Here is a 14,543-nt window from a genome sequence, read left to right as displayed (position 1 = left end):
CAAAGTTCAGGTGGGCCTTACCGCGCCATTGGTAGCCTGCGAAACGAGACGACATCGTCACGATGCGTACGGGGGTGCGTGAAGATGGACATCGGCGCTTCTTTGGGCGGCACGGTCAGCGCGATAGCAGGCGCCGCCTTCGACGCCGCGCGCGCCATCATGGGCGGCAGCCCGGCGAGCGGCCAGTTCGTGGTCAACCACGACAACGTCCTCGCCGCCGCCAAGATCATCCAAACCCAGGCCGACTCTCTCGGCGATCTGGTTCGCGAGGCGCGGAGCGACCTTCGCGTAGACCAGCCAGGCGAAGACATCGTCAGCACGAAGGTCGCCGAAGCCTGGAATGATCTGTTGCTGAGCAACGATGATTCCTATGTGGCAAGGATCGGCGACTATGTGGCGGGTTTGAACAACCTCGTCCAGCAGTTGACGGATAGTGCGAAGACTTACGGCTATAACGAGCAAGACATCGCTGCGGCCCTTGGGGGCGAACAGCGTGCGTAGTCGGATGCTTCTGGCTGGTCTTGGCGCCGTTCTTCTGGGGATTACCGGGTGCACCACGAGTGAAACAGGCAGCCCGACGACATCGGCCACCGCGGTGGACGGGCCATCTACGTCGAAGCCGACGTCAACGAAACCTGCTTCGCAGACTGTCGAGATCCCCGCGCGCCCGAAGGAATTGAAGCTCAACGCGATCGATCCTTGTGCCTTGTTCACCGATGGGCAGCGCGGCCAGTTGAAGATCAACCGTTCTCGGTTGACCACCAACAACAGTGATGTCTGGCGAGGCTCGAAAGAGTGCGTGCTGAATGTGCAAGCGCAGCAGCCGTATTATGACTACGCGGCGCTGCTGATCACTTCCGAAGGTATCGGCCCCTGGCTGACCGGCAAACGGAACGTGGATGCTGATTTGATTTCGGTCGCTGGATTCGCTGCTGCGAAGACCGTGTTCAAGGGTTCCAGCAACGAGCGGAACAGCCACGAATGCGCGGTGTCCGTGGACGTGGCGGAAGGTCAGCAACTCATGGTCTCGATGAATTTGACCAGCAGGAACGCATTCACGCAGGACCAGATTTGCCAAATGACCGAGAAGGCCGCGGAGATGGCCGTGACCACGTTGCAGACTCTGGCGTGAGGAGCTGACATGGCAGGCGACAACGGGCTGGGCGATCTGCGCTTCGAGGGTTACAGCCACCAGCAGTTGGCTGATGAACTCGACAAGCTCCGCCAGGGGCCGGGTTCTGAGAGCCTGCATAAGGCAGTCCGTGCCCTGAAATCTCTCGCCGAGGGCTTGGCCGAGACTGACCAGGTTCTCCGCGAGGAGTTGGCCAAGATCGGCGTCACCTGGGAGGGCAGTGCTTCCGAAGGCGGCATGGACGCGACCAAGAACGCGGCCATCTACGCCCAGGACGCGACTCCCGCGGTCGAGCAGTCCGCCGGTGGGGTGAGTGAGCAGGGCGACGCCTTCTCCACCACCCGCAACGGCGCCCCCGACGGCGGTGACCTGCGTGGGCCGACCAAGCTCGATGGTATGGACCGGTTCCTCGGCGCGTTCGGGCACACGACTGACAACGCCAAGCAGGTCCAGCAGACCAACGCCGCCCGCGAGCAGGCCGTGTCCTCGATGAACGGCTACAGCCAGGGCAGCCAGTCCGCACTCGGCAGCTACCAGTCGCTTCCCGTGCCGCCCGGCATGAGCCTCGTCGCGACCCCCTACGAAGGCCAGGGCACCACGTCCGCACAGACCTTCAACGGCAACTCCAGCGCCTACACCCCGACCGGCGGGCCGGGCACTCCCGGCGTCCCTGGACAGACCGGGTTGCCCGGCGGCGGTCCCGGCCTCGCGGGCATTCCCGACGGCCCCGGCGGCGGCGGTCCCGGTGGCACGAACAACAACCAGCCCGGCGGCGGCCGGCTGAGCACGGTCGGCCCGCTGGGGCCGAACATCGGCGGGCTTCCCAACCCCGCCAACGTTCCCGGCGGACTCCGCCCGGGCTTCCCCATGGGCATGGTGAACGACATGTCGACCCTCGCCGGCCTGACAGCCGCCGGGGCCGGTGGTGCCGCCGCAGGTGAGAACGCGCGTAAGGATCGGCTGGTCCGTGGCGCGGGTGCTTTCCCCGACACTCCCGAGGGCCGCGCGGCCCGGGCGGCGGCCCGCGGTGCGGCGCCGATCACCGACCTGCCCGACGAGCAGTCCCGCGCCGCCAAGAACGCCGAGCGCATCGGGGCCCGGCCGGGGAAGGCGGGCGCGTCGCTCATGCAGCCCGCGGCAGCCGGGGCGAAGGGCGAGGACGACGAGGAGCACGTGCGCAAGTACGGCATCGACTCCGAAGACGTCTTCGGCGACGAGCGCATGGTGGTCTCGCCGGTCCTGGGGCAGGACGACTGACCTTGTCCAACAGCGTTGTCCTCTCCACCCTGGAGTTCGACGTGCTCTGGGAGTCCGAGCGCCTCCCGGGACGCCACGTCGCGCTCGACGTGCCGAGTCCCGGTCGCACCCACACCGAGCGCCGGGAACTGGTGGCGGCCGCGTTCGCCGGGTTGGAGCAGCGCGGGCTGGCCGAGGCGGGCCGCGCTGCCCCCGAACTGGCCGACTCGCTCAGCCTGCTCGCCCACGCGCCGGTCACCGTCGACAGCTGGGTGTGGACCGACCACGAGATCACCGCGCTCTCCGTGGCGAGCGGGGACCAGGGGATGCTCGCGGTCGTCGACGGCGGCGAGGTGTGGCTCATCCCCGCCCGCGGCACCGCCATGGCCGAAGCCGCCGTCTCCATCGCGGGCGACGTCGCGGCCGGTCCGGGCCGCTCGGTCAGCCTGCCGACCGACATCCTCACCAAGTCCGACCACGCCGACCCGCAGCTGATGATCAACGCGCTGACCGAGCACGGTGTGAGCCTCAGCGACGCGCAGATGCTCGGCTCGATGGTCACCGGCATGACCACCCGCGGCCAGTTCGGCGCCGAACGCGCCCAGCGCGGCAGGCGGCGGGACCGGGCCGAGCGGGTCGTCGCCTTCCACGACACGGACGCGGGCCGCTACCTCTACCTGACGCGACCGAGCGCCGACGGCCGCCTGTGGAGCACCATCACCCCAGCCGACAACGCGCGCCTCGCCACCTGTGTGCGGGAGTTACTCGACGAGCTCTGACGGAACCACCGCGGACCGTCAGGCGTCGAACCGGACGAGCTGAGGGGATGGGGACAGTGGACTACAACCTGCGGGCGATCGAGCAGTGCCGCACCGCTGTCGGCGGCCAGGCCGGTCCGATGGCCGCCGCGGGCGACACCCTTCCGCGCGACGCCGACGCGGGTGTCTTCGGCGGACTCCCCAGTTCCGCGGCCCTCGCCCAGGCCGTGCAGGCCATCGCCCGCACCGCCAGTGACGAACTCGACCGCGCGGGCGCTCTGCTCGGCAACGTCGACCGGGCGCTCGACTCCGTCGGGCAGTCCGTCGACGGCACCGAGCAAGCCGCGACGCAGTCGCTCACCGCGATCTAGAGGGGGCAGTCGTGACCGCGCGGGATGCTGTCGCCGGCTTGGGCGGCACGGCGGCGCAGCTGGCCGCGCAAGCGGAACCGGTCTACCGGGCCCAGCCGGCAGCCATCGGCGACATGGCGGGCCAGTTCACCGGTTCGGCCACCGGCGCCACCGACTCGGCGAAGACCGTGAGCACCTCGGTCGGCGACCTTGACGGCGCCTGGCAGGGTGCCTCGGCTGACGCGTTTGTCGCGTACATGGCCAAGTTCGACCAGGCAGCCACCTCTCTGACCGAGGCGATGACCGCCGTCGCCGCCGACCTGCGCGCCGCGGTGACCGGCCTCCAGGGCGCCAAGGACGCGCTGGAAGGAGTCTTCGGCGAACTCCACGACAGCGCCACGGCCTGGCTCAACGCCAACGCGGACAAGACCGCCGACGAAAAGCGCCGGCACCTCGACAACCTCGCGGCCGGCTACCAGGGCCGGGTGACCGCCCAGCTCGACAACGCCGAACAGGCCGTCAGCACCGCCGCCGCGGCTGTGCGCGGCCGCACGGTCGACCCGAAGTTCAGCGCCATCCCCGACCCCGGCACCCAGACCTTCACCCCGGCGCCGGGCAAGCCGATCGAATGGACTCCGACCCAGCCGCGGCAGACCTCGCCGTCGTCATCGGACAAGCATCCCGGCGGATCCGGGTCCGGTGACTCGGGTGGCGGCTCAGGCTCAGGCACAGGCTCCGGTGGCGGAGGAGGAGGTGGCGGCGCAATGGGATCGAGCGGCGGCCCACCCGCGGGCCCGCCACCGGGCAACGTGCAGGAGTGGATCAAGGAGGCGATCGAGGTCCTGCGCGCCCGCGGCATCAACGTGTCCGAAAAGGACGCCCAGTTGATCTGGGAAATCATCCAGCACGAATCCGGCGGAAACCCGAACGCCCAAAATAATTGGGATTCCAATGCCGCCAAGGGGACGCCTTCCAAAGGCCTGATGCAGTGCATCGACCCGACGTTCCAGGCGCACAAGCTGCCCGGCCATGACGACATCTGGAACCCGGTCGACAACATCTGCGCGGGCGTGAACTACGCCATCTCCCGGTACGGCTCGCTGGCGAACGTTCCTGGCATCAAGGCCACGCACGGCGGCGGCGGATATGTCGGGTACTGACAAGTCCTAGTCTGGCGGCATGCACGCTCGCCTGCTCAAGGTCGCCAACCGCGCCGCCGTTCCGCCGTTTCACGTTATGGATGTCCTCGCCGCCGCGAACGCGCGGCAGCGGGCGCACGGGGATGTCGTCTCGCTCGCGGCGGGGCAGCCGTCGACCGGGGCGCCGAAGGCTGTTCGGTTCGCCGCCGCGGAGGCGCTCGGCACGCAGGCGCTCGGGTACACCGAGCAGTTGGGCATCCCGGAGTTGCGCGAGGCCATCGCGGGCCACTACGAGCGGCTGCACTCCCTCGACGTCTCCCCGCAGGACGTCGTGATCACCACCGGGTCTTCAGGCGGGTTCCTGCTCGCGTTCCTCTCGGCGTTCGACGCGGGCGACCGTGTCGCGCTCGCGCGACCCGGATATCCGGCCTACCGCAACATCCTCACCGCCCTGGGCTGCGAGGTCGTCGAGCTGCCATGCGACGAGACCACCCGGTTCCAGCCGACGGTGGCGATGCTCGACGAGCTTGGCCCGATCGACGGCCTGATCGTCGCCAGCCCCGCGAACCCGACCGGCACCGTCCTCGACCCGGCCGAGCTGGCCGCGATCGCGGGCTGGTGCGCCGAGCGCGGGGTGCAACTGGTCAGCGACGAGATCTACCACGGCATCTCCTACGGCGCCGAGACCAGCTCCGCGTGGCAGTACTCCCGCGAGTCGATTGTCGTGAACTCGTTCTCCAAGTACTTCGCGATGACCGGATGGCGGCTGGGCTGGCTCCTGGTCCCGCAACGGTTGCAGCGCGCGGTCAGCGCGTTGACGGGCAACTTCACCATCTGCGCCCCCGCCATCTCCCAGGTCGCCGCGGTCGCCGCGTTCGAGCAGGAGAGCTATGACGAACTCGACAGCCACGTCGCCCGCTACGCCACGAACCGGGAGCTGCTGCTGACCGGTCTCCCCGAGCTGGGCATCGACCGGATCGCCCCCGCCGACGGCGCGTTCTACGCCTACGCCGACGTCACCCACCTCACCCACGACTCGATGAGCTTCTGTCAGCGCCTGCTCGCCGACACCGGACTCGCGATCGTTCCCGGCATCGACTTCGACCCGGTCGACGGCAACCGGTTCGTCCGCCTGTCCTTCGCCGGGGCCACCGCCGACATCGAGGAGGCACTGCGCAGGCTGCGCGCCTGGGAACCGGTGGCCGCCATCAGGCGTTGACCGGGAAACAGGCTTGAGGGGGCGGCATGGTTATCAAGATCATCGGCGCGGTGCTCGCGATCTGGCTGGCGTTCTGGCTGATCGGGGTCCTGTTCAAGGCCGTGGTGTGGCTCCTTGTGGCCGCCGCGATACTCACCGTGGGCGCGGCCGCGTACGGGGCGATCAAGGGCAAGGCGGATCGCCCGCGAATCGGCCGTTAACCCCTAGCGAATGGCTCGCGCTCGGCGATGATGTCCGTGTGTCCGACACCTACGCGCCCGGCGTGCGCCACAGCGACCCGCTCGAGCCTCGGTTAAGCGCCTGGGAAGCGCGCACTGACCTGCCCCTGACCGCGCTGGCCGTGATCTTCTTGTGCGGCTACGCCTGGCAGGTGCTGCACACGACGGCGTCGCCGACGACGGTGCTGTGGCAGGAGATCGGGCTCTGGGCGATCTGGGCCGTCTTCGCCGTCGAGTTCGTCATCCGGTTCACCCTGGCGCAGCGCAAGGGCCGGTTCCTCTGGCGGCACCTGTTCGACCTGCTCGTGGTGGCCCTGCCGATGGTCCGCCAGTTGCGCGCCCTGCGGCTGATCACCGTGCTCAAGGTGCTCAACCGCCGGGTCGGCACCACATTCCGCGGGCGCATCGGCATCTACGTCGCGGGGACCATCCTGCTCGTGGGCCTTTCCGCATCGCTCGCCGTGCTCGACGCCGAGCGGCACGACCCGGACGCCAACATCACCAACTTCGGCGACGCCGTCTGGTGGACCATGACCACCATCTCCACCGTCGGCTATGGCGACCGCTATCCGGTCACCGTCGAGGGCAGGCTGGTCGCCGCCGCGCTGATGATCGGCGGTATCGCCCTGCTCGGTGTGGTGACCGGTGTGATCGCGTCCTGGTTCGTGCAGAAGATCGCCGGCGCCGAGGAATCGATCGAGGAGTCCATCCAAAGCGAGGTCAAGGGGCTGCGCGCGGAGATCGCCGAACTTCGCACCGAGCTCAAGCGGGCCGGGGGCGAGGTCAGCCGGTCTTGATCCGGTCGAGTGCCTCGGCGATGTCGACCGCCGAGACGTCCCGATGCGTCACGAACCGCACCCCGCTCGACACGGCGACGGCGGGCACCCCGACCCGGTCCAGCATCCGCAGGGTCGTGGGCACGTCGGGCACCGAGGCCAAGACGATGTTGGTCTCCGGCGCGGTCACGTCCCAGCCGAGCTCCGCGAGCCCCGCCGCGAGCGTGGCCGCGTTCGCGTTGTCGATGGCCACGTCGGCCATGCGGTCCAGCGCGACCAGCCCCGCGGCCGCGAGCACCCCGCCCTGGCGGACGCCGCCGCCGAGCATCTTGCGCACCCGCCGGGCCTCCGCGACGAACCCGGCCGACCCGCCGACCAGCGACCCGACCGGGGCGCCCAGGCCCTTGCTCAGACACACCTGGACCGTGTCGACGCCGACGGTCAGCGCCGCGGGCGGCACCTGCAGCGCCGCCGCCGCGTTCCACAGCCGCGCGCCGTCGAGGTGCACCCGGATCCCGGCCTCCCGGGCGGTCGCGACCAGCAGCGCGTGGTGGTCGGGCGGGGTGACCGTCCCGCCGGCGAAGTTGTGCGTGTTCTCCAGGCAGAGCAGCGCTGTCCGCAGCGCGTAGTACGGCGCCCCCGATGTGGCGAACGCGCTCACGTCGTCGGCCGAGATCCGCCCGGGCGCGCCGGTCCACTCCAGGGGGTGCGGCATGCCGCCCGCCAACCAGGCGGGCGTGCCCAGTTCGGCCTCCAGCACATGTGACCCGCGCGCGGCGAGGAACCGGTCGCCCCGACTGAGGTGCAGCATCAGCGCTATCAGGTTGCCCATGCTCCCGCTGGGCACCCACAGCATCGCCTCGACCTCGAGCAGCCCGGCCGCGCGCTCTTCCAGCGCCCGCATCGTGGGGTCGTGGTCGAGGACGTCGTCGCCCACCTCGGCGGCCGCCATCGCGGCGCGCATGGTGTCGTCCGGCTTGGTCACGGTGTCCGAGCGGAGATCAATCCGGCGCAGTGTGGTCACGATCCGATCACACCACAACGGGCAATACCGCTACGCGCCGACCACGGATCCCGGGGGTGGCGTAGATCTCGTCTCATCCCCATGCAACCGTGTGGCTGGTCAGATCCGTCCCTAGTCCGTACAGACGAGTGGAGAGCGTTCGCGTGGATCAGCGCGACGAGCAGGAGTTCGCGGAATACTTCGCCGCGCGGCGCGACGCCGTGCGACGAACCGCGTACTTGCTGTGCGGCGACTGGCACAAGGCGGACGATCTCGCGCAGACCGCGTTCGTCGCACTGCACCGCAGGTGGCGCAAGGTCCGGGACCGACAGGCCCTGGACGCCTACGTCCGCCGGTCGGTGGTTCGCGCGATGATCGACGAGACGCGCAGGCCGTGGCGGCGAGAGCGCCAGACGGAGGTTCTGCCGGAATCGGCGAGCTCCGAGGGCGATATCGGCAACGCGGTCGCGACCAGGTCGGCGCTGCTCGACGGACTGTCGAGGGTGCCGCCGCGGCAACGGGCGGTGCTGGTGCTGCGATTCCTGGAAGGCTTGGACGTGGCGGCCACGGCCGCGACGCTCAAGTGCACCGAGGGAACGGTCAAGAGCCAGACCGCACGCGGACTGGCCGCCCTGCGGGAATCGCTGGGCGACACGCTCGACGACCTGCGGTCAGGGCTGTGAGGACGATGACGATGAGGGGGTGGAGGTAGTGGACGAGCGCAAGCTCTCGGAGCTGTTCAACGACGCGGTGCGTGACGTCCCGCCGCCCTCCTTCGACCAGTCGGACATCAGCGCAGAGTCATCGAGATTGACCCGAAAGAGGAACACCCTTCTTACGGGAACGGCGCTAGGCTTTGCGCTGTTGGCGGGCGTAATCGTCGCCGGCGACGCGTGGTGGCCGAGCCAGACCACCGGCGACTCGTCGGCGGCCGGTTCAGCGGAGTCTCCCGCCGGCGGTAACGATCTGTCGCCGCAGTACGAGGTTACGTCTGACGGACCGTCACAGAAGGCCGCGGAGGCCCAAGACTTCCCGCCGGCGACGCCAAGCAGGGGGCGTTCGTCGGATGGGAATGCCGGCTCTCAGGCCGGTGGCACCCCTAGCGGGTGCGGAACGGCGGACCGGGAGCTCGCTGCTGCCCTCGCGGGCGAGCTCCCGGCCGCCACTTCCCGCGGCGAGTACGTTCCCTCACCCCTCGGGTGTCCGGCTGGCGGCCGTTCCGCGAGCTTCGGCGTGCAGGACGGACCCCACCGCGGCCTCGTGTCGATCATGCTCGTGCCCGCGGGTGTCACCGCGCCGCTGCAGCCGCCGTGGGGCGACCGGCCGGGCGCCGCGGGCGCCGTGGTCGCCACCGCGTCGGGCGCCCAGCTGATCGTGGCGGTCGAGCCTCTCCCGGACTCCGCCGAACTCCCGCTCGACGACGGTGACGTGCGCGAACTCGCCCAGGAGCTGGCCGCCAGGTACTGACCTGGCACCATTGGCCCACCATGACCACCGCCAGCACCCCCAAGGGTGAGCGCCGCAAACACGCGCTCGTGGAGGCCGCCGCCGCCCTGCTGATCGAAGGCGGGTTCGACGCGGTCCGGCACCGCTCGGTGGCCGAGCGCGCGGGCCTGCCGCTGGCGTCCACGACGTACTACTTCGAGTCGCTCGACGACCTCATCGTCGAAGCCCTCGAATTCCACGGCCGACAGGAACTGGCCCGCGGCCGTGAGCTCCTCACCGAGCTGGCGACCAGCCCAAGAGGCCTGGAAGCGCTGGTCGAGTTGGTGCTCGACCAGCTGCTCGGCCCCAAGGCCAGGGACAACGACGCCCAGGCGATCCTGCTGCGCTATGAGCGGCTCATCGCCACCGCCCGCAGGCCCTACCTGCGTCCGCTGACCCTCGAACTCGGCGGCGAGCTGCGGGCGCTGCTGATGGACACCTTCGCCAAGTTCGCGGCGGGCATCGACGAAGCCCGCCTGGAGCAGCTGATCGCCCTGGTAGACGGCGCGGTCGTCAACGCCCTCATCGAGGTCAACCCGGACCCCCGCGCCGCCGCCCGCGGGATGCTTCGCGAAGCACTCGCCTGACCGACGCAACCTTTTCGCCCCCGCAGGCGTGAGTAGTCAGTGGTAGCCGGGGGCAGCAGAAGGGGCCGCAGTGCGAGATGACGAGGATTTCCGGGTGTTCGCCCGCGAACACGCCAGAACGCTGCGGAGATCGGCCTACCTGTTCTGCGGCGACTGGCACACCGCGGAGGACCTGGTCCAGGCGACGCTGGTCAAGATCTACCGGTCCTGGTCGCGGCTGGGCAAGCGCGACACGGTGCACAACTACGCGCGGACCGTCCTGCTGCGCACGTGGCTCGACGAGAAGCGCAAACCATGGCGCCGCCGTGAGCCGGTCGGCTCCGAGGTGCCCGACACCGCCGACCCGACCATCGACATCGCCGAGGGTGTCAGCCGCTCGTGGGACCGCGATGTCGTCCACAAAGCCCTGCTCACGCTGGCGCCGCGCCAGCGCGCCGTGCTGATCCTGCGGTACTTCGACGAGCTCAGCGTCGCCGAGACGGCGAGGGTCATGCGGTGCACCGAGGGCACGGTCAAGAGCCAGGCCGCGCGCGGGCTGGACTCGCTGCGTGCGGCCGTCGCCCGATTGTCCGAGGGGGAGCTGACACATGCTTGAAACCGAGCTCCGCGACAGTCTGCGGACCGCAGTGGCGACTGAACCCGCGCTCACGCTGGATATCGACGAGGTGGTCGTGCGCGCGCGCAAAGAGACTGCCCGCAGCAGGGCGCTGGTCGCGACCGGCGCGGCCACCTTCGTGTTGGTCGGGGGAATCGTCGTCGGCCCGACCGTGGCCAGGGCCACGGGCGGCATGCAGCCTGCGGGGTTTCCCGGCCCGGCTCCGGCGATCACGTCGTCCGCGCCGATCGTCCCGAAGTACTCGTCCGCGCAACTCGCCGAGCGGTCGACGGCCTTGGCGGCGGCTTTGCCCACGCGCGTCGCGGCGGTGGTGCCCGGTGTCAGCGACCTGCAGACGCACCCCGGTTCGACGCCGGGCCTTCGCGACTTCGTCGGGATCGCCCGGTTCACGACGTTCACCCTTGACGGCGCGCGGTATGGCATCCACTTCACCGTGATCACCAACGGTGTGGAGGACCTGTCCGAGAAGGGGGCCTGCGTGGTCGTCCGGCCCGAGTGCCTGCCGGGTGGGTTGGTCGGAGACGCGTCCATGCGGCACGTGCGGTCGGTCGACGTCGTTCGCCCGGACAGCTCGGTGGTCACCGTGGCATGGCTCGCCGCGGACACAGGTGGGCCGCCCGCCGAGGCTCTCGACGGCTATCTGACCCAGTTGGCCAACGACCCGACTCTGCGGTTCTGAGTCGCGGGGTACCGGGGGCGCTGGGGGTGCCTCCGGTACCCCGGTAAGCTGGGCAAACGTGACCGCCGCGCAGAAGCCCCGCATCCCCAACGTCCTCGCAGGCCGCTATGCCTCCACCGAACTGGCCACCCTGTGGTCGCCGGAGGAGAAGGTTCGGATGGAGCGCGAGCTGTGGCTCGCCGTGCTCTCCGCGCAGGCCAAGCTGGGTATCGATGTCCCCGAGCAGGCCATCGAGGACTACCGTCGGGTCCTGCCCGAGGTCGACCTGGGCAGCATCGCCGACCGTGAGCGGGTCACCCGCCACGACGTGAAGGCGCGCATCGAGGAGTTCAACGCGCTGGCCGGGCACGAGCACGTGCACAAGGGCATGACTTCGCGCGACCTCACCGAGAACGTCGAGCAACTGCAGGTCCGCCGGTCCCTCGAGCTGATCCGCGGCCGCGTCGCCGCGGTGCTGTCTCGCCTGGCCAGGCTGGCCGCCGAGCACGGCGACCTGGTCCTGACCGGCCGGTCCCACAACGTCGCCGCGCAGGCCACCACCTTGGGCAAGCGCTTCGCCACCGGCGCCGACGAGTTGCTGGTCGCATTCCAGCGCGTCGACGAGCTGATCGCCCGCTACCCGCTGCGCGGCATCAAGGGCCCGGTCGGCACCGCGCAGGACATGCTCGACCTGCTGGGCGGCGACCAGGACAAGCTCGACGAGCTGGAGAAGGTCGTCGCCGAGCACCTCGGCTTCGAGAACCGGTTCACCAGCGTCGGCCAGGTCTACCCGCGTTCGCTGGACTACGACGTGGTGTCCGCGCTGGTCCAGCTCGCGGCGGCGCCGTCGAGCGTGGCGAAGACGATCCGGTTGATGGCCGGCCACGAGCTGGTCACCGAGGGCTTCAAGCCGGGGCAGGTCGGTTCGTCGGCCATGCCGCACAAGATGAACACGCGGTCCTGCGAGCGGGTCAACGGTCTCGCGGTGATCCTGCGCGGGTACGCATCGATGGTCGGCGAACTCGCGGGCGACCAGTGGAACGAGGGCGACGTGTCGTGCTCGGTGGTCCGCCGCGTCGCGTTGCCCGACGCGTTCTTCGCCCTCGACGGGCTGCTGGAGACGTTCCTGACCGTGCTCGACGAGTTCGGCGCCTACCCGGCCGTCGTCGCGCGTGAACTCGACCGCTACCTGCCGTTCCTGGCCACCACGAAGGTGCTCATGGCGTCGGTGCAGGCCGGAGTCGGCCGGGAGACCGCGCACGAGGCGATCAAGGAGCACGCGGTGGCCGTGGCGCTGGCCATGCGCGAGGAGGGCATCGAGCGCAACGACCTGCTCGACCGCCTCGCCGCCGACGACCGCATCCCGCTCGACCGCGCCCGCCTCGACGCGCTGCTCGCCGACCGGCTCCCCTTCACCGGCGTGGCGGGCGCGCAGGTCGCGGCGGTCGTGAAGCGGGTGGAAGAGGTCCTTGGCCGCTTCCCCGAGGCGTCCGGTTACGTGCCGGGGGCGATCCTCTAAGCCCGATCAGGCGCATTCCAGCCTGCGCTTAGCGCCCGATCAGCACGATCGCGGGGCTTCCCGCGCCCGCGCGCAGTTCGTCGGCCGCCGAGCCGCCGTTGATCGCGAGCGCGAGGTGGCCCGCGGAGTCCACGAGCAGCACGGCGCCGCTGGGTTCGGCGTCGGCGAACGTCTGTCCGACCACGGCTTCGACGGACCGGTCGCCGACCTGGGCGTGCACCCGGGTGCGGGCCTTGGCCCCGCACGCGGCCAGGTCGATGGCGGTCGCGGCGAGTTGGAGGTTGCCGAAGGTGTCGGAGCTGAGCACCTCGGTCGCGAGCCTGCCCGGGGTCGCGACGGTCTCGGGTTCGGGGAGCCGGACCAGGGTCCCGATGTCGATCTCCGGCCCGAGCCGCTGTGGGGACAGGCCCGCGGCGAGGTGGGCGGCGGCCGGGGCGAAGATGTCGCGCCCGTGGAAGGTCGCCGAGACCGGGTTCAGCCGGTACTCGGTCAGCTCGTACGCCGCGGAGATGCCCAGGGCGTTGGCGGCCGGGATCAGCAGGCCGTTGTCCGGTCCCACCAGCATCCCCGCCTCGGTGGCGACCGCGATGGGTCGGCGCGTGGTCCCGACACCGGGATCGACCACCGCCAGGTGCACCGCGGGCGGCAGGTGCGGGACGGTCTGCGCGAGCACGGCCGCCCCGCGCCGGATGTCCTGCGGTGGCACGAGATGCGTCACATGGATGACCCGGGCGGCGGGAGCGATCCGGGCGATTACGCCCTCGCAGGCCGCGGGAAATCCGTCACCCAGGCCGTAGTCGGTGGTGAACGAGATCCAGTCGTACGCCATTGAGGAAGTGTGTCCGACTACGGCGACCTAGTCGATCGGGCGAGGTGGGGCCCGGTGTGGCCGACCGTGGCACGTAAGCTTCCGAAGCGTGCCGACGCTCGCTGAGTACCCCAAGATCGCCGCAGGCAAAGTCCGCGAACTTTACGCCGTCGACGACGACCATCTCCTGCTCGTCGCGTCCGATCGGATGTCGGCCTACGACTTCGTGCTGGACGCGCCGATCCCGGACAAGGGCCGCATCCTCACCGCGATGAGCGTCTTCTGGTTCGAGCTGCTCGGCGACCTCGTGCCCAACCACCTCGTCTCCTACGACGACGACCGCATCCCGGCCGACGTCCGCGGCCGCGCGCTGATCGTGAAGCGCCTGGAGATGCTGCCGGTCGAAGCCGTGGCGCGCGGGTACCTCGCCGGTTCGGGCACGCGGGACTACAACCGCACCGGCGCCGTCTGCGGCGTCACGCTCCCCCGAGGCCTGGTGGAGGGCTCGAAGCTGCCCGAGCCGATCTTCACCCCGGCCACCAAGGCGGAACTGGGTGAGCACGACGAGAACATCAGCTTCGACGTGGTCGTGGCCGAGATCGGCGAAGAACTCGCGGGCAAGGTCCGCGACCTCACCCTCGCGATCTACTCCAAGGCCGCCGACTACGCCCAGGGGCGCGGCGTCATCCTCGCCGACACCAAGCTCGAGTTCGGGCTCCTCGACGGCGTGGTCGTCCTCGGCGACGAGGTGCTCACCCCGGACTCCTCGCGCTACTGGCCCGCCGACACCTACGAGCCGGGCCACGCGCAGCCGTCGTTCGACAAGCAGTTCGTTCGCGACTGGATGACCTCGCCGGAGACCGGCTGGGACCGCGAGGGCGACCAGCCGCCGCCCGCGATGCCCGCCGAGGTCGTCGAAGCGACCCGGGCGCGCTACATCCAGGCCTACGAACAGGTCACGGGCCGGAAGTTCAGCGACTGGATCGGGTGATTATCCGCAGGTGACACCTGGTCGTCACCGGGATGCGCTGAGCTTGAT

The 14,543-nt window shown here is 70.0% G+C and carries 18 protein-coding genes; 16 read left to right on the top strand and 2 right to left on the bottom strand.

The window, feature by feature from the left end; translation table 11 throughout:
- Positions 1–78: 78 nt before the first annotated feature.
- Genes GPZ80_RS06065 through GPZ80_RS06025 form a run of 9 tightly spaced genes read left to right on the top strand, consistent with a single transcriptional unit; the run spans position 79 to position 6,849 of the window.
- The gene (locus GPZ80_RS06065; protein ID WP_187218862.1) at positions 79–501 is read left to right on the top strand and encodes a hypothetical protein; all 423 of its coding nucleotides are present in this window, start codon (positions 79–81) and stop codon (positions 499–501) included.
- 4 nt (positions 502–505) lie between these two features.
- Positions 506–1,132 carry a DUF3558 domain-containing protein gene (locus tag GPZ80_RS06060; protein ID WP_222718872.1) on the top strand — a complete coding sequence of 209 codons (627 nt, stop codon included), beginning with the start codon at positions 506–508 and terminating at the stop codon, positions 1,130–1,132.
- A gap of 9 nt (positions 1,133–1,141) precedes the next feature.
- Positions 1,142–2,389: a PPE domain-containing protein gene (locus GPZ80_RS33290; RefSeq protein WP_187218858.1), complete on the top strand. Its 1,248-nt coding sequence runs from the start codon at positions 1,142–1,144 to the stop codon at positions 2,387–2,389.
- A gap of 2 nt (positions 2,390–2,391) precedes the next feature.
- Positions 2,392–3,147 carry an ESX secretion-associated protein EspG gene (locus tag GPZ80_RS06050; protein ID WP_187218856.1) on the top strand — a complete coding sequence of 252 codons (756 nt, stop codon included), beginning with the start codon at positions 2,392–2,394 and terminating at the stop codon, positions 3,145–3,147.
- 47 nt (positions 3,148–3,194) lie between these two features.
- On the top strand, positions 3,195–3,497 hold the full coding sequence (locus GPZ80_RS06045; protein WP_187218854.1) for a hypothetical protein: 303 nt from the start codon (positions 3,195–3,197) through the stop codon (positions 3,495–3,497).
- Between the two features lie 11 nt (positions 3,498–3,508).
- Positions 3,509–4,636 (top strand): WXG100 family type VII secretion target, encoded by a 1,128-nt coding sequence (locus tag GPZ80_RS06040; RefSeq protein WP_187218852.1) that lies wholly within the window; start codon positions 3,509–3,511, stop codon positions 4,634–4,636.
- 19 nt (positions 4,637–4,655) lie between these two features.
- Complete coding sequence (locus GPZ80_RS06035; protein ID WP_187218850.1) at positions 4,656–5,834, top strand: pyridoxal phosphate-dependent aminotransferase; 1,179 nt, start codon at positions 4,656–4,658, stop codon at positions 5,832–5,834.
- A 26-nt stretch (positions 5,835–5,860) separates the two neighbouring features.
- Complete coding sequence (locus GPZ80_RS06030; protein WP_166657904.1) at positions 5,861–6,034, top strand: hypothetical protein; 174 nt, start codon at positions 5,861–5,863, stop codon at positions 6,032–6,034.
- A gap of 38 nt (positions 6,035–6,072) precedes the next feature.
- On the top strand, positions 6,073–6,849 hold the full coding sequence (locus tag GPZ80_RS06025; protein WP_312880141.1) for a potassium channel family protein: 777 nt from the start codon (positions 6,073–6,075) through the stop codon (positions 6,847–6,849).
- On the opposite strand, the gene GPZ80_RS06020 is transcribed toward GPZ80_RS06025, so the two are convergent.
- Positions 6,836–7,852, bottom strand: a complete 1,017-nt coding sequence (locus GPZ80_RS06020; RefSeq protein ID WP_187218848.1) for a threonine aldolase family protein — start codon at positions 7,850–7,852, stop codon at positions 6,836–6,838. The genes GPZ80_RS06025 and GPZ80_RS06020 overlap by 14 nt on opposite strands.
- Before the next feature lie 143 nt (positions 7,853–7,995).
- On the opposite strand from GPZ80_RS06020, the gene GPZ80_RS06015 reads away from it, so the two are divergent.
- The 6 genes from GPZ80_RS06015 to purB all read left to right on the top strand — a co-directional run bounded on the left by GPZ80_RS06015 (position 7,996) and on the right by purB (position 12,696).
- Positions 7,996–8,514, top strand: coding sequence for a SigE family RNA polymerase sigma factor (locus tag GPZ80_RS06015; protein ID WP_187218846.1), 519 nt, complete (start codon positions 7,996–7,998; stop codon positions 8,512–8,514).
- Positions 8,515–9,064: 550 nt separating this feature from the next.
- A complete protein-coding gene (locus GPZ80_RS06010) occupies positions 9,065–9,298 on the top strand; it encodes a hypothetical protein (protein ID WP_187218844.1) in 234 nt (77 codons plus the stop codon).
- A gap of 20 nt (positions 9,299–9,318) precedes the next feature.
- Positions 9,319–9,903: a TetR/AcrR family transcriptional regulator gene (locus GPZ80_RS06005; protein WP_187218843.1), complete on the top strand. Its 585-nt coding sequence runs from the start codon at positions 9,319–9,321 to the stop codon at positions 9,901–9,903.
- A 70-nt stretch (positions 9,904–9,973) separates the two neighbouring features.
- Complete coding sequence (locus GPZ80_RS06000) at positions 9,974–10,498, top strand: RNA polymerase sigma factor (protein WP_187218841.1); 525 nt, start codon at positions 9,974–9,976, stop codon at positions 10,496–10,498.
- Positions 10,491–11,198: a hypothetical protein gene (locus GPZ80_RS05995; RefSeq protein ID WP_187218839.1), complete on the top strand. Its 708-nt coding sequence runs from the start codon at positions 10,491–10,493 to the stop codon at positions 11,196–11,198. The genes GPZ80_RS06000 and GPZ80_RS05995 overlap by 8 nt, the downstream gene beginning before the upstream one ends.
- A 58-nt stretch (positions 11,199–11,256) precedes the next feature.
- Positions 11,257–12,696: an adenylosuccinate lyase gene (gene purB / locus GPZ80_RS05990; RefSeq protein ID WP_187218837.1), complete on the top strand. Its 1,440-nt coding sequence runs from the start codon at positions 11,257–11,259 to the stop codon at positions 12,694–12,696.
- Between the two features lie 28 nt (positions 12,697–12,724).
- Here purB and GPZ80_RS05985 read toward each other — a convergent pair whose 3' ends face one another.
- The gene (locus tag GPZ80_RS05985; protein WP_187218835.1) at positions 12,725–13,525 is read right to left on the bottom strand and encodes an SAM hydrolase/SAM-dependent halogenase family protein; all 801 of its coding nucleotides are present in this window, start codon (positions 13,523–13,525) and stop codon (positions 12,725–12,727) included.
- A gap of 88 nt (positions 13,526–13,613) precedes the next feature.
- On the opposite strand from GPZ80_RS05985, the gene GPZ80_RS05980 reads away from it, so the two are divergent.
- Positions 13,614–14,495, top strand: coding sequence for a phosphoribosylaminoimidazolesuccinocarboxamide synthase (locus GPZ80_RS05980; protein WP_187218834.1), 882 nt, complete (start codon positions 13,614–13,616; stop codon positions 14,493–14,495).
- Positions 14,496–14,543 lie beyond the last annotated feature (48 nt).

The sequence above is a fragment of the Actinokineospora xionganensis genome, assembly GCF_014323725.1.
GTDB classification, from domain to species: domain Bacteria; phylum Actinomycetota; class Actinomycetes; order Mycobacteriales; family Pseudonocardiaceae; genus Actinokineospora; species Actinokineospora xionganensis.
Note: the sequence above shows the minus strand (reverse complement) of the source record. Positions and strands in the feature narration are given on the sequence as shown.